The organism is Motilibacter aurantiacus (assembly GCF_011250645.1).
Lineage (GTDB): Bacteria > Actinomycetota > Actinomycetes > Motilibacterales > Motilibacteraceae > Motilibacter_A > Motilibacter_A aurantiacus.
In genome coordinates, this window is the sequence record NZ_JAANNO010000012.1 from 1 (window position 1) to 17,360 (window position 17,360).

A 17,360-nucleotide genomic window follows, 5' to 3' on the forward strand; every position below is an offset into this window, starting at 1 on the left:
CCTACCCGGGGTGTCTCACCTCAGCCTGACGCACAGGGTCCTCGCGCCAGGTGTCATCGGACAACAGGACCCGGAGCAGCACCCACGCGACCCCCATCAGGGCGGCCAAGGCCAGCATGTCGCGTGCTTCCCGCAGGATGCCCTTCACTGCGCCTCGCCTCGGTGACGCCAACGGAAAGGGCAGCCCCCGGCCGACGAGACGCCGCGAACGGGCTCGGACAGCGACTTCCGGCCCTGATACCGCCCGTTCAAGCGTCCACGTCCTCGTACGTGTTCACGCCGGGCACGCGTCGTACAGATCCCCATCCCCACCGCGCCCAGACCACGAGCAGTCCAGCGCCCACGGCGGAGCCGAGGGTGTCGCGCACCAGATCACCGACCGTGTCGTCATTGTTGATGGACAGGTCGGAGCCGAGCCAGGCATCCGAACGCCACTCGACGATCTCCCACACTGCACCGAGTGCGGTCCCCAGCGCGAGCGTGATGACGAAGATGCCGACGTAGTGCGGCAGGTGCGTCTCGTCCCTGGGGTCGGGCACCACGTCGGCCCGGGCCAACGCGATGTACGCCACCGGCGCGGTCAGCAGCGGCAGCGTGAAGTGCACCAGGTCGTCGAACCGTACGAAGCTGTCGTAGAGCGCGAACGCCTCCCCGAAGCCCTGCAACGCCATCGCAGCCGTGAAGCACAGGTCGTAGACCCGCGGCAGGTTGAGCGCCCGCGCGATCAGCGTGAGCCCGCCGAGCGCGGCGAGCACGAGCGCGCCGCCGCGGTCCCCCGCGAGGGCGAAGCCCGCCGCTCCGAGCAGGATGGCGATCCTCAGCAGGTCGATGCCGTCGCGTACGACGGGGCTCCAGTCGCCGAGCAGCAGTGTTCGTCGGTCCACCTGTCCGGCCTACCCCCGCACAGCCGCAGGAGTCACGCGGCTCTGCGCAGCCGCAGGACCAGGAAGCCGGGCTGGGACTGGAGCCGCGCGTAGTCCTCGGGCGCGCTGACCCGCATCCTGTCGGTCGGGCGTGGCTCCAGGAGCAGGTCGATGACGAACCCGCTGTCGGTGGCGGCCTTGCACAGGTCCGTCAGGGGCGCACGCCAGTAGCGCACCTGCTGACGCCGCCCGTCCGGCAGGGCCCACGTGTCGCTCTCGAGGACGCGGTCGAAGTAGGAACCGCCCTTCCGCAGCCAGTCGGCGGTCGGATGCTGGGTCGATACCACCAGGGCGCCCTGCGGGCGCAGGACCCTGTGCAGCTCGGCGAACGCAGCTACCCGGTTCTCCACGTAGTGGATGGCCAAGGCGCAGACTGCGAGGTCGAAGGACTGGTCGGCGTACGGCAGGGCAGCGCCCAGCTCGGCACGGTCGATGCGCGCCCGGGTCCCGGCCCTCGTCCTGGCCAGGTCGACCATCGCCGGGCTGGCGTCGAAGCCGACGACCTCCGCGCCGGCAGCCAGCAACGCGCTGACGTAGAGACCCGGCCCGCAGCCGGCGTCCAGGACCCGCTTGCCGGCCACGGGCGCGAGGGCTGAGAGGACCGCCGGACGGTCGTACTCGGCGTTGAAGGGGCCGTCCTCGGCATGCCGGAGGTAGCCGTCGCCCATCTCGTCGTACGCCGACCACAGCTCCTCGTCCACGGTACGGACGCTAGAGGCAGGTCCGACGGCGCAGTCAGCGACCCGCTCGGCAACACCGGCGGCGCAGCCCGGCGACCAGGTGCTGCGGGCCGGGCGCGGCAGTCAGGAGGTCGGGTTGGCCTTGTCCGCGTACATCGCCCGGTCCGCGGCCGCCAGCAGCTCCTCGGAGGTCTGGCCCGTGACCCACTCGGACACGCCGGCCGCGACGGAGATCTCGGGAGCGCTGGCGCGCAGCCGAGCGATGACCTGCTGGGCCGCCGCCGCGTCGGTGTCCGGCATGAGCAGGACGAACTCGTCGCCCCCCACCCGCGCGAGCTGGTCCTCCCGCCGCACGGCGGCGCGCCAGGCCCGCGCCGCCGTCTGCAGCAGCGCGTCCCCCGCCGCGTGGCCATGCTCGTCGTTGACGGCCTTGAGCCCGTTGACGTCGAGGACCGCGACCGCAAGGGGCCGCTCTGCCCGGCCCGCGTGAGCGACGCAGCGGTCGAGCTCGGTGCCGGCGGCGCGCCGGTTGGGCAACCCGGTGAGCGCGTCCTCCGCCGCAGCGGCGCCGAGCTTGGCGATGAGGTCCGCCCGGTCGATCGCAAGCGTGGCGTCGGCGGACAGCAGCGGCATCAGCTGGCGCACTCGCTGGGGTGGCTCGGGCAGTGCGGCCCGCCAGGCCACGACGAGCACGCCCACTACCGTGCCTCTGCGGACGACCGGGTGGAACAGCCCGGCGGCGGCTCCCGATGCACGCACCAGCCCCGGGTCCGCCTGGGGGTGGGAGGCCAGGTCCGGCAGGAAGACGGGGACCCCGGAGTCGAACACTTCGCGCGTGACCGACCGCTGCTCCCCCAGCCCGCGCTGGGGCAGCAGCTCTCGCGCCGGCATGCCGTCCACGACAGCCCGCGCGGTCGCCGTCAGGCTGCCCTCGTGTGGCTCGGCGAGAAACACCCCGTCCGCCGCGCAGAGCTCCAGCGCCCCCCGGCAGAACTCGTCGCGCGCCTGCTGCGGGTCGTCCGCCTCGAGGATCGCCCGGGACAACGTGGTGAGCTGGGCCAGGTCGCCGATCAGCTGGCGGTCCGCGCTGAGCTGCGACCGCAGCCGGCTCACGTCCCGGACCACGGTGAGCACGTGCTCCTCCGTCAACGGGACGTGGCTGACCAGCAACTGCAGGAACTGCCCGGACAGCGGGGACGGCGCCTCGAAATCGGAGGCGACCCCGACCTGCTCGTCCAGGCAACGCGCGAGGTCTGCACGCAGTGTCAGGCCGGGCTGCCGGAGCAGGCCGGCCACCGCGGACTGCATCCCGGGCAGTGCGGCGCCGGCGAGCGCCTCGGCGGCCGTGTTGCCGGCGATGAGGACGAAGTCGTCCGGCGCAAGCCGGCGCCAGACCCACGCCGCGTCCGGCCCCCGGGAGAACACCGGCCCGGCCAGCGCAACCATGTCATCGACGCCCACGAAGGGAGAGTTCCACTCCACGGGGCTCCCATTCTTCTAGAGCCGGTGCTGTCGCAACGACTCGCGACCGTCCCGTGCCCCCAGCGGCCGGCCGAAGGTCGGGGCGCGGCCGGGAAGGAATCGCGTGGCCCCTTGCCCCGTGCCGAGCCACAATCTCCCGGGTGAGCCCCTCGTCGCCTGCCGGGGCCGAGCTTGCGGCCATTCTGCGTGCCGCGTTCGGCTGGTCCGGGGACATCCGGGTCGACGCCGGCCCGCGCGGCGCGGAGGGGCGGATCTGGCGGGTGGCCGTGGAGAGCAGCCGCTACGCCCTCAAGGAGAGCATCGGGGCTCCTCCCTCCCCCGCCACCGTCGCCGCTCAGGTCAGGCTGATGCGCGACGCTGCGGCCGCCGGCGTCCACGTCACGGCCAGCCATGCGGACCGGCAGGGCCGCCACGTGCTCCCGGGCGTCGACGGCACGTGGCTGCGGCTCTACGACTGGCTCGACCTTCAGCCGGTCGTGCCGTCGGCGGAGTCCGCGCAACGCCTGGGGGCCCTGCTCGCGCGCCTGCACAGCAGCGCACCGCCCGCGGACGCGGAGCCGGACGGCGGCCGCCCCGCATCCTGGTACGACCTGGCCCCCTCGCCGTCGTCCTGGGCTCCGTTCGCCGAAGCGGACGCACCGTGGGCCGCCGCCCTGCGACGACGTCTCCCGGAGCTGCCCGCGCTCTGTGCCGTGGCGACGCCTGCCGACCCGCGCCGCTGCCTGCTCTGCCACCGGGACCTGCATCCGGAGAACGTCCTCCGGAAGCCGTCCGGGGGCCTGGCCGTCATCGACTGGGACGACGTCGGCCCGGCAGAGCCCGGCCGGGAGGTCGCGCAGATGCTGTTCGACTGGCTCTGCGACGGGTCGACGATCGACCTGGCAGCGGCGCGCGAGCTGTACGTGGCGTACGTGGGCGAGGGCGGTCCCGGCCGCATCAGCGAGCCGGCGGACTTCTCCATGCTCGTGGCGTCCCGCCTGAACTTCCTCCAGCACGAGCTGCGTGTCGCGCTGGACCCCTCCGCCGAGCAAGGGCACCGGGACTGGGCAACGCGCGAGGTCGATGAGGCGCTCCGCATCCTGCCGACGGCGCGCCAGCTCCATGCGGTGCTGGACGGCGTCGCTCGCCTGGGCTGACCCGGCCGGGGCCCCCGGCCCGCGTCACCGGGTGGCGGCAACGGCCGGCGCGCGCCGGCGGCCGGGGAAGCGGGCTCAGCGCAGCGCGACCGCCAGGCCCAGCAGCCCGCCGAGGGCGAAGCTGCTCCCGGTCACCGTCAGGACGGCACCGAGGCATCCACCTCCGTGCCGCGGGCCGGCCAGGACGGCGTCGTCCGGCCTGGCCGGGTTCACGAGCACCCGGACCTGCCGGCCCACCGGGACGCGGAGCATCGTGGAGCCGTAGCGGTTGACGAACGTACGCGGGACCCCGTCCGGGCCGGTGTACGTGACCTGCAGGTAGCGGGAGTCCGTGTTGCGGTCCCACGTGGCTCCCAGGACCGTGCCGGGCACGGCCGGCCAGGCGCGCGCTCGTCGCCGGCCGGCCGCGATGGTCCAGATCCCCAGGCCGGCGAAGGCCGAGCCGACCAGGGTGAACAGCCCTGCCGTGAGCTCGAGGGGCCCGAGGGCAGCGCGCATGGGGCAAGGATGCACCATCGGCGCGAGCACCCCGCGGAGATCATCCCGCTGGTGTCGCTAGGTCGCCGGAGTGAGCTGTCGTGCAACGGCTCTGCGGCGCCCGCCGTGAACGGGGCGGGCGCCGCAGAAGGCGTCAGAGCTTGAACGTGTGGACGAGCTGGTCGAGCTCGGCCGCCGCGCGCGAGACCTCCTCGGCCGTCGTGGCGGTGTGCGAGGCACCGCTGGTCGTCTGCTCCGCGGCGGCTGCGATCCCGGCGATGTTCGACGAGATGTCCTGCGAGCTGGTCGACACCTCGGTGACGTTGCGGACCATCTCCGACGTCGTCGCCGACTGCTCCTCGACCGCGGCGGCAATCGCCGACTGCAGCTCGTCGATGCGGCCGATGACCTCGGTGATCTGAGCGATCGCCAGCGATGCCGCCTCGGCGTCGGCCTGGGTCGCTCCGACCCGGGTCGTGATGTCCCCGGTCGCCCGAGCCGTCTCCTGCGCCAGGTCCTTGACCTCGCCGGCCACGACCGCGAAGCCCTTGCCGGCCTCCCCCGCCCGCGCGGCCTCGATCGTCGCGTTCAGCGCGAGAAGGTTGGTCTGCTCGGCGATCGAGGTGATGAGCTTGACGACGTCGCCGATCTCCCGGGACGAGGCGCTGAGCCGGTCCAGCGTCTCCTGGGCGGCCTGTGCCGCCGCGACGGCGCTGGCGGCGGTGGCAGTGGCCTCCGAGGTCGAGGTGGCGATCTCACGGATCGCGGCGGTCATCTGCTCGCCGGCCGCAGCGACAGTGCCGATGTTGCCGGAGATCTGCTGGCTCGTGGCCGAGACGGACTGCGCCTGGGCAGATGACTCCTCCGCCCCGGAGGAGAGCTGCGTGGCGACGCTGGTCAGCTCCTCCGACGAGGACGCCAGCGTCGTCGCGTTGCCCGAGATTCCGCGGATGACGGCACTGAGGCGGTCCATGGTGGCGTTGATCGCCGAGGCGAGCTTGCCGACCTCGTCCTCGCTCACGTGGTCGACGCGCTGGTCCAGTCGGCCGGCCGCAAGGCCCTCGACGACCACCAGCGCCTTGCCGAGCGGACGCGCGACGCTGCGAGCGATCAGGAACGCGATGCCAGCCGAGAGAAGCAGCGCGAGGGCCCCGACGGCGACCAGGAGCGCGACCGCGGCGCGGGACGCGTCTCCCGCTCCGTCGGCCATGGTGGCGGCCGCCTCGGCCTCGACCGTGCGGAAGCCGTCCAGCAGCTCGAAGAGCTCGTTGGTGATCGGCACCGTCGTGCTCGTCCGGTAATCGATGAAGCCCCGGACGTCGTTCGCCTGGGCCAGCTCGACCAGCTTCGCCGCCTTCGCGCGGTAGTCGGCCAGCTTCGTCTCGAAGGCCGCACGGTCAGCCTCGGCGGAGCTCGGGGAGCTGGCCTGGTACGCCGCCCATGCGCTGTCCACCGCGTCCTGGTCGCTGGCGAGGGTGTCGAGGATCTTCGCCATCCCGGCCGGGTCGGGGGTCAGGCCGAGGTTCGCGTAGTCGAACCGGACCTGTGCCAGCGCCGCGCGGGTGTCACCCACCGACTGGACAGAGGTGACGCCGCTGGACGACAGCGTCTCGAGGTTGCCCTTGAGACCGCTGAGCCGGGTGATGCCCACGCCGAGGGCGAGCACGAGAAGCAGGCACACGACGCCGAACCCGACGGCCAGCTTGGCCGCAACCTTCAGATTGCGCAGACGCTTCAGCATGTCCGGACCATCGGCCGGCGGCCGCAGGCCCTGAAACGAAGCGGCGACCGCCGGACGTGAGGCCGAGCACAACGGAGGAGTCCTGTGGCAGCAATGGCCCCGCCGTAGCCCCGGGACCGCCACCGGCAGGGGCCCGGGTGAGCGGCCCGTTCGCGATAGCGTCCCCGCTCATGAGGTTGCGACCCGTCCAGGTGAACCTCAAGGCCCGCGACGACGTGGCGTTGGGCAGGTTCTGGGCCGCAGCGCTGAGCTGGGTGGCCGACAGCCCCGAGCCGGGGGCGACAAGCGTGCGGCCGGAGGGCGCGGCCTGGCCACTGCCCACCGGCCTCACTCTCGACGTGATCGCGGTGCCCGATGCGGAGCCGGCCGGGGGCCGCACTCACATCGAGCTCGCCGCCCCGTCCGCGACGGGACACGCCGAGCTGGTCGCGCGGCTCGTGCAGCTCGGCGCCGAGCCACTGGGCGGGGCCCGGGACGGCTCGCGAACGATGCTGGCCGACCCCGAGGGCAACGCGTTCTGCGTCCAGGCCCCGGACCCGGTCCGCGCGGACACCGGGCCCGTTGCGGCGGTGGTCGTCGAGTGCAGCGGCCCTCGGGCCCTCGCCCGGTTCTGGGCGGAGGCCGTGGGTCTGGCGCCCCTGGACATGAGCGACGATCGCGTGCTGCTGCGCTCCCCGGCGGGAGCAGGCCCCTGCTTGGAGCTGGTGGCCACCTCGCACCTGGGCGGCCGCCGCAGCAGTGCCCACCTCGACCTGCTCGCCCGGCCGGTCGAGGCGCAACGGGCGGAGGCGGAGCGGCTCGCGAGGATCGGCGCGACCACGGCCGACATAGGCCAGGGAGACGTCCCGTGGCGGGTCCTGGCCGATCCCGAGGGCAACCTGTTCTGCATCCTCGGCCGCGGCTGACGCGACAGCGTGGGAAAGTTGCTGCTCCTTCCCGGAGCCATCCTCGCCGAGGTGAGCGGGTCGCTCGCGCTGAAGGCCGCGCTCGACCAGCCGGCCTGGTACGCGCTCGTGGTAGCGGGCTACCTGTCGGCTTTCGTCCTCCTCGGCGCAGTCCTGCGCTCCGGCATGGCGCTCGGGGTGGCGTACGGGGTCTGGGGTGCCTGCGGTGTCGCCCTGACCGCGGTGCTCGGAGCGGTGCTGTTCGACGAGCCCGTGACCCTGCTCATGTCCTTCGGGATCGCGATCGTCATCGCGGGCGTGCTGCTGGTCGAGCTCGGGTCCCAGGCTACGCAGCCCGACAGGAAGCCCGAGCCTTGATGGCCTACCTGTTCCTCGCGCTCGCGATCCTCGCCGAGGTGGCCGGCACGGCCTCGCTGCGGATGTCCGTCCAGGGGCACAAGGCGTGGTACGCCGCCGTCGCAGCGGGCTATCTGGCCGCGTTCCTGCTGCTGAGCGGGGCGCTGTCGCGCGGGATCGGGATCGGGGTGGCCTACGGGGTCTGGGCCGCGGCCGGCGTCGCCCTGACAGCGATCGTCAGCAGGCTCGCGTTCCACGAGCGGCTGAACCGCACGATGACCGCCGGCATCGGCCTGATCGTCCTCGGGGTCCTGCTGATCGAGCTCGGCGCGGCGCACTGACGGCTCCCGGTGCTCGAGCACCGGGAGCGGAAAGGGCGAGGCCATGTTCGGGCATCCGGCTGCACGTGTGCCGGTGGGGGCGTCGATCACGGTGTCGTTGTGCCACCGGAGCGGCCACCGCCCGATCGCGGACGCGGTGTCGCAGGTCACGCAGGCCCCGCGGCATCCCGTGGGTCGGCACGACATGCATGGGAGCGCGGCATTCGCGGACCGGCGGATCACCGATGCTGTCTTCGGGCAACCTGCTTCGGGTCGAGCACGGCCAGGGCAGCACCTGGACTGAGCGGCGTCCCAGCGGGCACCCTCGGCCCATGGAGCAGTCGAGGTTCGCCATCCCGCTCGAGCAGCTGCTGCGCGACGCCCGGCCCCCGGCGTCCTCCTGGGTCGCCGCGGTCCGGGTCGCCGGCGTCCCGGCGTACGTCGCCGGCGACCTCGTCCAGGCTTGGAGCGACGGGGGCCACGGGGGCGACGGGGACTGACACCCGCCCTTCAAGCCCTCGCTCGCCGTCGTTCACGCAGCGCTCACGCATCTGACCCAGCGTGGTGCGCAGTCGGGACGACCACGAGGAGAGGGACAGCATGGACGGCGCGACCGAGCGCGGCATCGACCGTAGGAGCCTCATCCGGGCTGGAGGTGTCGGCGCCCTCGCCCTGGCCATGGGCACCGGCCTGGGGACCCCTGCCCAGGCGAAGACCGAGCGGGCGCCGAAGCGGCTGCGCTTCAACGCGGACGGTCGATTCAAGATCGTCCAGTTCAACGACACGCAGGACGACCACCGGACCGACCGCCGCACGCTCGAGCTGATGGGGCGCGTGCTCGACACCGAGCAGCCGGACCTGGTGGTCCTGGTCGGTGACAACATCAACGGCGGGCCGCGCACCACCCTGGAGATGAAGCAGGCGCTCAACAACGTCATCCAGCAGATGGAGAGCCGGCAGATCCCGTGGGCCGCCACCTTCGGCAACCATGACGAGGACTCCACCGGGCGCACGGGCTTCGACGAGGCCGCACAGCTCGACTTCTTCCGCGGCTACCGCTGGAACGTCAACGACAAGGGCGCCCGCGACATCACCGGCACCGGCAACATGAGCCTGCTGATCGACGACTCCGAGGGGAAGGCTCCCGCGTTCAACGTCTGGCTGCTCGACAGCGGCCGCTACGCCCCCGACACCATCGCGGGGCAGGACTTCGCCGGCTACCCCGACTGGGACTGGCTGCGCGGCGACCAGATCGGCTGGTACCTCGAGGAGTCGGCGCAGCTGGAGAAGCGCCAGGGCCGCAAGGTCCCCGGCCTCATGTTCCTGCACATCCCGCTGTGGGAGCACCGCTTCATGTGGTGGGCCTCGGTCGACAGCCGTACGGCCGCCGACCACCAGCGGGCGGTGCAGAAGCACTCCATCGTCGGGGAGCGCAACGAGGACGAGTGCCCCGGCCCGTTCAACTCCGGCATGTTCTCCGCGATCCAGCACCGTGGCGACGTCAAGGGCGTCTTCTGCGGGCACGACCACGTCAACACCTACGTGGGCAACTACTACGGCGTGCTGCTCGGCTACGGCCCGGGGACCGGGTTCGGCACGTACGGCCTCGGCGGCACCGACAACCACCGCCTTCGTGGAGCGCGGGTGTTCACCCTCGACCAGAACGTGGACGGCGTCCTCGTCGAGACGCACAACGTCTTCGCGAAGGACTTCGGGATCGACCTGACGAACAACGACCAGAGCGTCGACCCGCTCCCGCTCCCGCCCGGGCGCTGAGCGGGCCCTGGCCCGGACGGGGCGGCGGCGGTGCCGCTGCCCCGTCCACCTCAGCAACCGCACTTCCGTGTGGCGTATCTCACATGTGATCGATGCGCTCCCCACTGCACGGACCGCGCCACCAGGGCGCGGGCTTCGCAGGGGAGGAACAGATGCGCAGCTCCAGGTCGAGGACCCTGGTCGGGCTCGTCACCGCAGCCGCGGCCGCGAGCGCGTTCGGGATCGGTGCCGGGCAGGCGTCGGCGGCGGACGGTGTCGGCAAGGGCGCAGCCGGCAAGGACGGGGTGTCGGCCATCGTCGTGGCCGACGCGGCAGAGCCCCCGGACGAGGAGGCGCTGGGGGGCCGGGGCGTGGAGCCGCAGCCTGGTCAGCTCGCGGCGCTGACGACGATCCAGTCGCGCATCGCCGACTACGTCGCGAGGAACGGCACGCGATACACGTTCGGCACGTACGAGGACCCGGAGACGGGGGCGATCGTCATCGACACGGACGCGCCCTCCGCAGTGGTCAACCAGGTGACGGGCGTGCGCACCGACCGCACCCTCAAGGGCCTCCAGGTCCAGACGAGGCAGGGCCGGATCGCCGACGCCTGGCACCGGCGGGACGACGTCCCGGCCTTCTACGGCGGCGGCGGCCTCTCCGCCGGCGGCGGCCTCTGCTCGACCGGTTACGCGGTGCAGAACGGCGTCGGCACGCGCTTCATGGTGACGGCCGGGCACTGCTACGCCAACGGCACCGTGGTGCGCAACGAGTCCGGCTCGCAGGTGGTCGGCACGGTGACCGGCCGGGCGCTCGCCTCCCTGGGCTCCGGGGCGGTCGACATGGAGCTGCTGCAGGGCAGCTCCTACGCCGGTCGCGTCTTCACCGGTGGCGTCGTCAGCACGAGCAGCATCCCGGTCGTGTCGGCCGGCAGCGCCACTGTCGGCTACAGCGACTACTGCCACAGCGGCCGCACCACCGGGGAGCAGTGCGGCCACCGCGCCACGAGCGTGAACGCCCAGGTGTGCACCCAGACCGGCTGCAAGTCCCCCGTCATCGCGTACGTCGGCGGCGTGATCCAGCAGGGGGGTGACTCGGGCGGCGCCTTCTACGCCAAGGACAGCCGCGGCGCGTTCATCCGCGGCCACGTGATCGCGTCGAGCTCGACGACCGGCTACGTCGAGCGCTGGGACAAGGTGCAGAGCCGCTACGGCGTCAGCATCGTCACCGGCTGACGGCCGCGCCTCCGGTACAGCTCGAGCCCTGCCGCACGCGCCACCCGCGCCGTGCGGCAGGGCTCGAGCGCGTCGGCGAACCGCCGGTCAGGACAGCTCGACCGGCCACGGCCCGCCGACGAGGACGGCCTGCCCCCCGGCCAGGTCGTCGACCAGCACCCGTGCATGGATCTCGTACGCCCCCGGCACGAGCGTCCGCCCTGCGGCCGGGTCGCAGGGCACGAGCACCACGCTGGCCGACAGCTCCTCCACGCGCCCGGGGACGAGGCGTACCCGCTCGCCGACCGAGTCCTGCGGCAGCGGCTCGGTGACGATCCGCCCGCCCCGCACGAGGACCACCTCGGCGCTCGACCCGACGACGGCGTCGACTGCGGCAGCCGACGAGCTGATCCGCACGCTTCCTGCGAGGGCACGCTCCCCCGGGCCGACGCTCTCGGGGAACACGCCGTCCAGCACGAGCGGGCCGCCGGATGCCGGCGGGGCCGGCGCGCCGCACGCCAGCCCGGCGAGGCCCGCGCCGTTGACCGCGGGCGGGGCCGCGGGCCCGGTAACCGCGGCATCGGGCGCTGCCGCCTCGCCGGCGGGGGCCGGCACCCCGTCGGGCTCCTGCCCGCACGCCGCCGTCCCCACGAGGGGCAGGAGGAGGAGCAGCGCCGCTGGGGCGGAGCGGTGAAGGGCCTGGTGCGCGGTCATGCGGGCCTCCTCGGGAGGGCTGTCCCCCTTGGACGCCGCCGGGCACCTGCCCGTTCCGCGCGGGCCCTGCTCCGGGCCCGGCGCCACTCGGCAGCAAGATCCAGAGTGACGGGCCGACGCGTACGTGATCGGGTGGGCGGGCAGGAAGCTCCCGGCGAGCGCAAACCGACCGGAGCCAGGAGACTGTCGAATCGTGAAATTGCTACGCCTTCCGGGCACCTACCGAGCACAGGGCGACACCCAGCTCCTCGCGGAGACCCTGCGTCGCAGAGACCTCGCTGCCGGACGGCGCGTTCTCGACGTCGGCACCGGTGGAGGGGCGCTCGCGCTCGCCGCAGCCCGGGCCGGCGCCAGCGACGTGACCGCCGTCGACCTGTCCCTGCGCTCGGTCCTGACGGCCCGGCTCAACAGCCGCGTGAACCGCACACCCATCACGGTCCGGCAGGGCGACCTCTTCGCGCCGGTCCGCGGGGAGCGCTTCGGCCTCGTCCTCGCCAACCCGCCGTACGTCCCCGCGGCGAGCGAGCAGCTGCCCCGCCACCGCCGGGGACGGTGCTGGGACGCCGGCCGGGACGGCCGCGCCGTCCTGGACCGGATCTGCGCCGGGGTGCCGGACGTGCTCGCCGAGGACGGGGTGCTCCTGCTGACGCACTCGGTGCTCGCCGACGAGCAGCTGACCCTCGACCGGCTCGCCGCGGCGGGGCTCACCGCGGCCGTGGTCGAGCGGGCGCTCGAGCCGTTCGGCCCGGTGATGCGCCAGCGGGCGGCGATGCTGGAGGCACGGGGGCTTCTCGAGCCGGGCCAGGAGTCCGAGGAGCTCGTCGTCATCGAGGCCCGCCGTGCGGCGCCCGCCGTGCTCGAGGTGGACCTGCGCCGCCGGGTGGAGGACGAGACCGCGGACGGCCGCATCGGGGCCGAGCGTGCCGCCTGACGCGCAGCACCGGGTGGTGATCACCCCGGAGGGCCCGATCCTCGTGGACGGGCCGGTCGAGGTCGAGCTCCCCGACGGCCGGCGGGCGGTCTCCGAGCGCCCGGTGACCGCGCTCTGCGTCTGCGGCAACAGCCGCCGCTACCCCTTCTGCGACACGAGCCACCGCCGCCGTGTCCGCTCCGCTGCCGAGGAGGAACGTTGACCACCCCCACCGCGACCGCGCCGTCGACGGCGCCGGCGCTCCCCGCCGCACGGGGGCCGCTCTCGTCCGCGGTGGTGCGAGCCCTGCACGGCGAGGCGCTCCCCGCCGATCTCGACGTCGCCGGTGCCGACCCCTTGGGCGCCGACCTGCAGCTCGCGCTCTACATCTGCTACGAGCTGCACTACCGGGGGTTCGACGGGGTCGACGACGACCTGGAGTGGGACCCGGCGCTCCTCGGGCTTCGCCGCCGGCTGGAGGAGGCGTTCCTCGCCGCTCTGCGCGCCCTGGTGCCGGGCGGAGGCGACGTGGCCGCAGAGATCGAGCCGTTGCTGGTCGAGCACGTGGACGCACCGGGCGTCTCCCGCCACCTGCGCCGGCGGGGTGAGCTCTGGCAGTTCCGCGAGTACATCGCGCTGCGCTCGCTCTACCACCTCAAGGAGGCGGACCCGCAGGCGTGGGTCATCCCGCGGCTCGAGGGCGAGGCGAAGGCCGCGCTCGTGTCGGTCGAGCACGACGAGTACGGCGCCGGACGCGGCGAGCGGATGCACGCCCGGCTCTTCGCCGACATGATGCTCGAGCTGGGGCTCACGGATCGCTACGGCGCCTACGTCGGCGTCGCGCCCGCACCTGTCATCGCCGAAGTCAACTTCATGTCCCTGTGCGGGCTGCGCCGCTCGCTGCGGGGGGCGCTCGTCGGCCAGTTCGCCGTCGTCGAGCTGACCTCCTCGCCCGGGTCCGACCGGCTCGTGCGCGCCGCCGAGCGGCTGGGCTGCGGCCCGGCGACCGTGGCGTTCTACGCCGAGCACGTGGAGGCGGACGCGGTGCACGAGCAGGTCGTGCGGCACGGCATCATCGCGCCGCTCGTCGCCGGCGACCCGGAGATGGCCACGGCGGTCGTGTTCGGGATGCAGGCGGCCAACCTGCTGGACGAGCGGCTCTCCGCCCACGTCCTCGCCTCGTGGGAGCGCGGGCGCTCGGCGCTCGTCGGCCCGCTCGAGGACGCCGCCTAGCCCGGCGGCCGGCTCACGACGAGCACCTCCGACCCGCGCGCGGGGGTCGGAGGTGCTGATGCGCCTGAGCCGCCGGCTCGGCGGGGGACGGCCTCAGTCCACCGGCCGCACGTCCACCGCCTGCAGCCCCCGCTCGCCCGTCGTCCGCCCGAACTCCACCCGCTGGCCCTCGTCGAGGGAACGGTATCCGGACGCGTCGTCGATCTCGGAGAAGTGGACGAACACGTCCTCGCCGCCGTCGTCGGGCGTGATGAAGCCGAAGCCCTTCTGGCCGTTGAACCACTGGACCGTGCCCTGCACCAGGCCCCCGGGCACGTCGTCGGCGGGGTTGCGCTCCACCGGGCGCCGCGGCTCCCGGGTGCGCCCCGGCCCGGCGTCCCGGTCCCCCCGCCAGCTGCGGTCGTCGTCGCGCCGGTCGCGGCGAGCGGGACGCTCGTCCAGCACGCCGACGTCCTCGGCCTGCAGGCCGCGCTCCCCCTCGGTCACGACGAACTCGACCCGCTGGCCCTCCTCCAGGGAACGGAAGCCGCCGCTGCGGATCGCGGAGAAGTGCACGAACACGTCGTCGGGGGTGATGAACCCGTAGCCCTTGTCCCCGTCGAACCAGTGGACGGTCCCCGTCACCAACCCGCCGCCCCGACGTCCGCCGGCCGGCCCCCGGCCACGGCCGTGGTCGTCGCGGGAGTCTCGGCGCGGCTGGTCCCGGTAGTCCCGGCGGGAGGAGTCACGCGCGTCCCGGGAGTCGCGACGCGGCTCGTCGCGGTATCCCCCACGGCTCTCCGGGCGGCTGTCGGTGCGGTTCGTCGGGCGCCCGCCCTGGGCGCGGACGTTCGAGGCGTGCAACCCGCGGTCAGTGGGGGCTGCGTCGAACTCGACGCGCTGGCCCTCGTCGAGGGTCCGGAAGCCCCCCTCGTCCGCGATGGCGGAGAAGTGCACGAACACGTCCTCCCCGCCGTCGTCCGGGGTGATGAAACCGAAGCCCTTCTCCGCGTTGAACCAGCGCACGCTGCCCTGCATCCCACAACCCTCTTCCACCAGCCGGCCCGCCGCAGCGGGTTCGTTCCCTCCCACCTTCGCAGGCTCGCCGAGGCGGCCTCGCGTGGGGTGACGCCGCCCTGAGCCTTCCCCGGACGAGGCACGGGCATCCTGGCAACCCCCTTTCAGCCGCCGCGCGCGACCGGCACCGCGGATCGGCCCGTGTATCAGGACGGCTCCCACCCCTATCGGGAACAAAGCGCGGGTACGGCGGTGTTCAACCATTGCCTCCCCGAACGGGCGCGCAGCGCGACCGGGTGATGGCAGTTCAGTGATCTTGCTTGCCCGGGCACCGTTCGCCGGTGATACTTCGCGGGCCGCAGAACTATCGTCGTGGCGCACCCAAAGACGGGCGCGGATCGAGAGGTAATGCTCATGGGCGAGCACAAAGCTGACCGGCTCCCGATGTCCCGACGCGCCCTGCTGGGCCTCGGCGTCGCGTCCGCGGCGACCTGGCTGCTGACCGACCCGTTCGCACCCGAGGTCGAGGCGGCGGTCACCAACCCCCTCACCCAGCCCGAGGTCCTCACGAGCGCGGACGGCCTGCTCGAGGTCACTCTCGTCTGCCAGAAGGTCCAGACGATCGTGGCCGGCAAGGTGGTGACGGCCTACACCTACAACGGGAAGGTGCCCGGCCCCACCCTCGTCGTGCACCCCGGCGACAAGCTCCGGATCAGGCTCGTCAACCAGCTCGACGAGACCACCAACCTGCACACCCACGGCCTCCACATCTCTCCGGAGGGGCGCGCGGACAACGTCCTGCTGCACATCGGCCCCGGCGAGACGTTCGACTTCGAGTTCGACATCCCCGAGGACCACTTCTGCGGGCTCAACTGGTACCACCCGCACCCGCACGGCAACGGCGTGCTCCAACTGTTCGGCGGCATGGCCGGCGCGATCATCGTGCGCGACCGCGCCGAGGAGAACGCGCTGACCAAGCGCATCCCCGAGCGGGTCCTGGTGCTGCAGAGCCCCGAGTTCGACGCGACGGGGGCCCTCGTCCCCTTCACCGCGACCCTGGTCCGGCAGACGGTCGCACACGTCAACGGCCAGCGGGTTCCCACGATCGAGATGTCCACCGGGCAGACCGAGCGCTGGCGCATCGTCAACGCCTCCCCGGACCCGGCCTTCCACCTGCAGCTCGAGGGCCACTCGATGATCCAGGTCGGTGCCGACGGCCACCCGTTCGCGAAGCCCGTGCCCATCGAGCGGCTCTCGCTCACGCCGGGCCAGCGGGCCGACGTCCTCGTCAAGGCGGCGGCACCGGGCAGCTACCGGTTCCGCGCCCTGCCCTACAACATGGGCGCCGGCTTCTTCACCCCCGACCACGACGTGGCCACGATCGTCACCCGGCGGGACAAGATCGTGCTTCCCGGCAGCACGACGCCCTTCTACCGGCCCTTCGAGGACCTGCGGCGGCGCCCCGTGGACAAGAAGCGCGAGATCGTCTTCTCCATGACCGGCGGCTTCACGATCAACGGCAAGGTCTTCGACCCGAGCCGCTGCGACCTCACCCTCGAGCTCGACACGGTCGAGGAGTGGACGGTGGTGAACAACAGCGTCCTGCTGCACCCGTTCCACATCCACGTCAACCCGTTCCAGCTCACCCACGTCAACGGCCAGCCGGTCGAGCGGCAGAGCTACGAGGACACCTACCCGGTGACGCCGAACGGCGGCAGCATCACGTTCCGCATGCCGATCCGCGACTTCGTCGGACGGTCCGTCTTCCACTGCCACATCGTGCTCCACAGCGACCTGGGCATGATGGCGACCTTCGACATCGTCCCCAAGGGCGGCTCGGCGGCGGACATCCCCGCCCCGCACACGCAGCACGACCACACGACCTGACCGGAGCGAGGGCCATGCCCGCCACCCTTCCGCCCGGCCGGGAACTGGCCGGCCCGCGACTGCGGATGCTGCCGCTGTCCGAAGCCGACCTCCCGGAGGTCGGAGCGCTGCTCGCCGACCCCGAGGTCTACGCCTCCGGCTACGTCATGCACCGGCGCCCAGCGTCCGCGGCCGACGGCGTGGTGCTGGCGCGCGAGCGGTTCCTGGCCGGCCAGCGCGAGCTCGACGGCCGCGGCAGCGGCCGGTTGGCGTACGCGATCCGGCTCGCCGACGACGGCCCGCTCGGGCCGAGGGGTGAGCTCGTCGGGACCAGCTCGCTGCTGGAGCCGCACGTGACGAACGAGAGCATCCACGTGGGCTCGACCCTCTACGGCCGGCGCTGGTGGGGCACGCAGGTCAACCCCGAGGCCAAGCTCCTGCTGCTCGCCCACTGCTTCGAGGACTGCGGCTACGGCCGGGTGAAGATCCAGACCGACGCCCTGAACACCCGCTCCCAGGCGGCCATCGCGAAGCTCGGCGCGGTCCGGGAGGGACTGCTCCGGCGGGACATGCGCCGGGAGGACGGGACGTTCCGCGACACCGTCGTGTTCAGCGTTCTCGCCGGGGAGTGGCCCGCCGTGAAGGCCGGGCTGGAGGCCCGGGCGCGCTGAC

At 73.1% G+C, this 17,360-nt stretch carries 19 protein-coding genes; 12 read left to right on the plus strand and 7 right to left on the minus strand.

What is annotated here, in order from left to right; genetic code table 11:
• Positions 1–248: 248 nt before the first annotated feature.
• The 3 genes from G9H72_RS17145 to G9H72_RS17155 all read right to left on the minus strand — a co-directional run bounded on the left by G9H72_RS17145 (position 249) and on the right by G9H72_RS17155 (position 3,085).
• Positions 249–884: a hypothetical protein gene (locus G9H72_RS17145; protein ID WP_166173347.1), complete on the minus strand. Its 636-nt coding sequence runs from the start codon at positions 882–884 to the stop codon at positions 249–251.
• 32 nt (positions 885–916) lie between these two features.
• Positions 917–1,624 carry a class I SAM-dependent methyltransferase gene (locus G9H72_RS17150; RefSeq protein ID WP_331272383.1) on the minus strand — a complete coding sequence of 236 codons (708 nt, stop codon included), beginning with the start codon at positions 1,622–1,624 and terminating at the stop codon, positions 917–919.
• Positions 1,625–1,726: 102 nt separating this feature from the next.
• Positions 1,727–3,085 carry a GGDEF domain-containing protein gene (locus G9H72_RS17155; RefSeq protein ID WP_331272384.1) on the minus strand — a complete coding sequence of 453 codons (1,359 nt, stop codon included), beginning with the start codon at positions 3,083–3,085 and terminating at the stop codon, positions 1,727–1,729.
• Positions 3,086–3,225: 140 nt separating this feature from the next.
• Between G9H72_RS17155 and G9H72_RS17160 the strand changes: the two genes are divergently transcribed.
• Complete coding sequence (locus G9H72_RS17160) at positions 3,226–4,221, plus strand: phosphotransferase enzyme family protein (protein WP_166173351.1); 996 nt, start codon at positions 3,226–3,228, stop codon at positions 4,219–4,221.
• A 75-nt stretch (positions 4,222–4,296) separates the two neighbouring features.
• Here the strand turns inward: G9H72_RS17160 and G9H72_RS17165 are convergent, their stop codons facing one another.
• Both G9H72_RS17165 and G9H72_RS17170 read right to left on the minus strand, forming a co-directional pair.
• Positions 4,297–4,719 carry a DUF3592 domain-containing protein gene (locus G9H72_RS17165; protein ID WP_166173353.1) on the minus strand — a complete coding sequence of 141 codons (423 nt, stop codon included), beginning with the start codon at positions 4,717–4,719 and terminating at the stop codon, positions 4,297–4,299.
• A 133-nt stretch (positions 4,720–4,852) separates the two neighbouring features.
• Positions 4,853–6,439, minus strand: a complete 1,587-nt coding sequence (locus G9H72_RS17170) for a methyl-accepting chemotaxis protein (RefSeq protein WP_166173355.1) — start codon at positions 6,437–6,439, stop codon at positions 4,853–4,855.
• 170 nt (positions 6,440–6,609) lie between these two features.
• Here G9H72_RS17170 and G9H72_RS17175 point away from each other — a divergent pair, with 170 nt between their 5' ends.
• From G9H72_RS17175 to G9H72_RS17200, 6 genes are all read left to right on the plus strand, one after another.
• Complete coding sequence (locus tag G9H72_RS17175; protein WP_166173357.1) at positions 6,610–7,344, plus strand: VOC family protein; 735 nt, start codon at positions 6,610–6,612, stop codon at positions 7,342–7,344.
• Between the two features lie 9 nt (positions 7,345–7,353).
• A complete protein-coding gene (locus tag G9H72_RS17180; protein WP_166173359.1) occupies positions 7,354–7,701 on the plus strand; it encodes a DMT family transporter in 348 nt (115 codons plus the stop codon).
• On the plus strand, positions 7,701–8,021 hold the full coding sequence (locus G9H72_RS17185; RefSeq protein ID WP_166173361.1) for a DMT family transporter: 321 nt from the start codon (positions 7,701–7,703) through the stop codon (positions 8,019–8,021). The genes G9H72_RS17180 and G9H72_RS17185 overlap by 1 nt, the downstream gene beginning before the upstream one ends.
• A gap of 311 nt (positions 8,022–8,332) precedes the next feature.
• A complete protein-coding gene (locus tag G9H72_RS17190; RefSeq protein WP_166173363.1) occupies positions 8,333–8,500 on the plus strand; it encodes a hypothetical protein in 168 nt (55 codons plus the stop codon).
• A 100-nt stretch (positions 8,501–8,600) separates the two neighbouring features.
• Positions 8,601–9,776: a metallophosphoesterase family protein gene (locus G9H72_RS17195; RefSeq protein WP_166173365.1), complete on the plus strand. Its 1,176-nt coding sequence runs from the start codon at positions 8,601–8,603 to the stop codon at positions 9,774–9,776.
• A 152-nt stretch (positions 9,777–9,928) separates the two neighbouring features.
• A complete protein-coding gene (locus G9H72_RS17200; RefSeq protein WP_166173367.1) occupies positions 9,929–10,990 on the plus strand; it encodes a chymotrypsin family serine protease in 1,062 nt (353 codons plus the stop codon).
• 87 nt (positions 10,991–11,077) lie between these two features.
• Here the strand turns inward: G9H72_RS17200 and G9H72_RS17205 are convergent, their stop codons facing one another.
• Complete coding sequence (locus tag G9H72_RS17205; RefSeq protein ID WP_166173369.1) at positions 11,078–11,683, minus strand: hypothetical protein; 606 nt, start codon at positions 11,681–11,683, stop codon at positions 11,078–11,080.
• A 193-nt stretch (positions 11,684–11,876) separates the two neighbouring features.
• Between G9H72_RS17205 and G9H72_RS17210 the strand changes: the two genes are divergently transcribed.
• From G9H72_RS17210 to G9H72_RS17220, 3 genes are read left to right on the plus strand one after another with little or no spacing between them, the layout of a single operon-like run.
• Positions 11,877–12,614, plus strand: a complete 738-nt coding sequence (locus G9H72_RS17210; RefSeq protein WP_166173371.1) for a HemK2/MTQ2 family protein methyltransferase — start codon at positions 11,877–11,879, stop codon at positions 12,612–12,614.
• Positions 12,604–12,816, plus strand: coding sequence for a CDGSH iron-sulfur domain-containing protein (locus G9H72_RS21890; RefSeq protein ID WP_166173373.1), 213 nt, complete (start codon positions 12,604–12,606; stop codon positions 12,814–12,816). The genes G9H72_RS17210 and G9H72_RS21890 overlap by 11 nt, the downstream gene beginning before the upstream one ends.
• A complete protein-coding gene (locus tag G9H72_RS17220; RefSeq protein ID WP_166173375.1) occupies positions 12,813–13,826 on the plus strand; it encodes an iron-containing redox enzyme family protein in 1,014 nt (337 codons plus the stop codon). Before G9H72_RS21890 ends, G9H72_RS17220 begins: the two co-directional genes overlap by 4 nt.
• Before the next feature lie 93 nt (positions 13,827–13,919).
• Here the strand turns inward: G9H72_RS17220 and G9H72_RS23490 are convergent, their stop codons facing one another.
• Complete coding sequence (locus G9H72_RS23490) at positions 13,920–14,843, minus strand: cold-shock protein (RefSeq protein WP_407939602.1); 924 nt, start codon at positions 14,841–14,843, stop codon at positions 13,920–13,922.
• 393 nt (positions 14,844–15,236) lie between these two features.
• Between G9H72_RS23490 and G9H72_RS17240 the strand changes: the two genes are divergently transcribed.
• Together G9H72_RS17240 and G9H72_RS17245 are read left to right on the plus strand one after the other, a co-directional pair.
• The gene (locus G9H72_RS17240) at positions 15,237–16,709 is read left to right on the plus strand and encodes a multicopper oxidase family protein (protein ID WP_166173377.1); all 1,473 of its coding nucleotides are present in this window, start codon (positions 15,237–15,239) and stop codon (positions 16,707–16,709) included.
• 14 nt (positions 16,710–16,723) lie between these two features.
• Entirely contained in the window at positions 16,724–17,359 is a 636-nt protein-coding gene (locus G9H72_RS17245) for a GNAT family N-acetyltransferase (RefSeq protein WP_166173379.1), read from the plus strand.
• The last annotated feature ends 1 nt before the right edge of the window (position 17,360 follow it).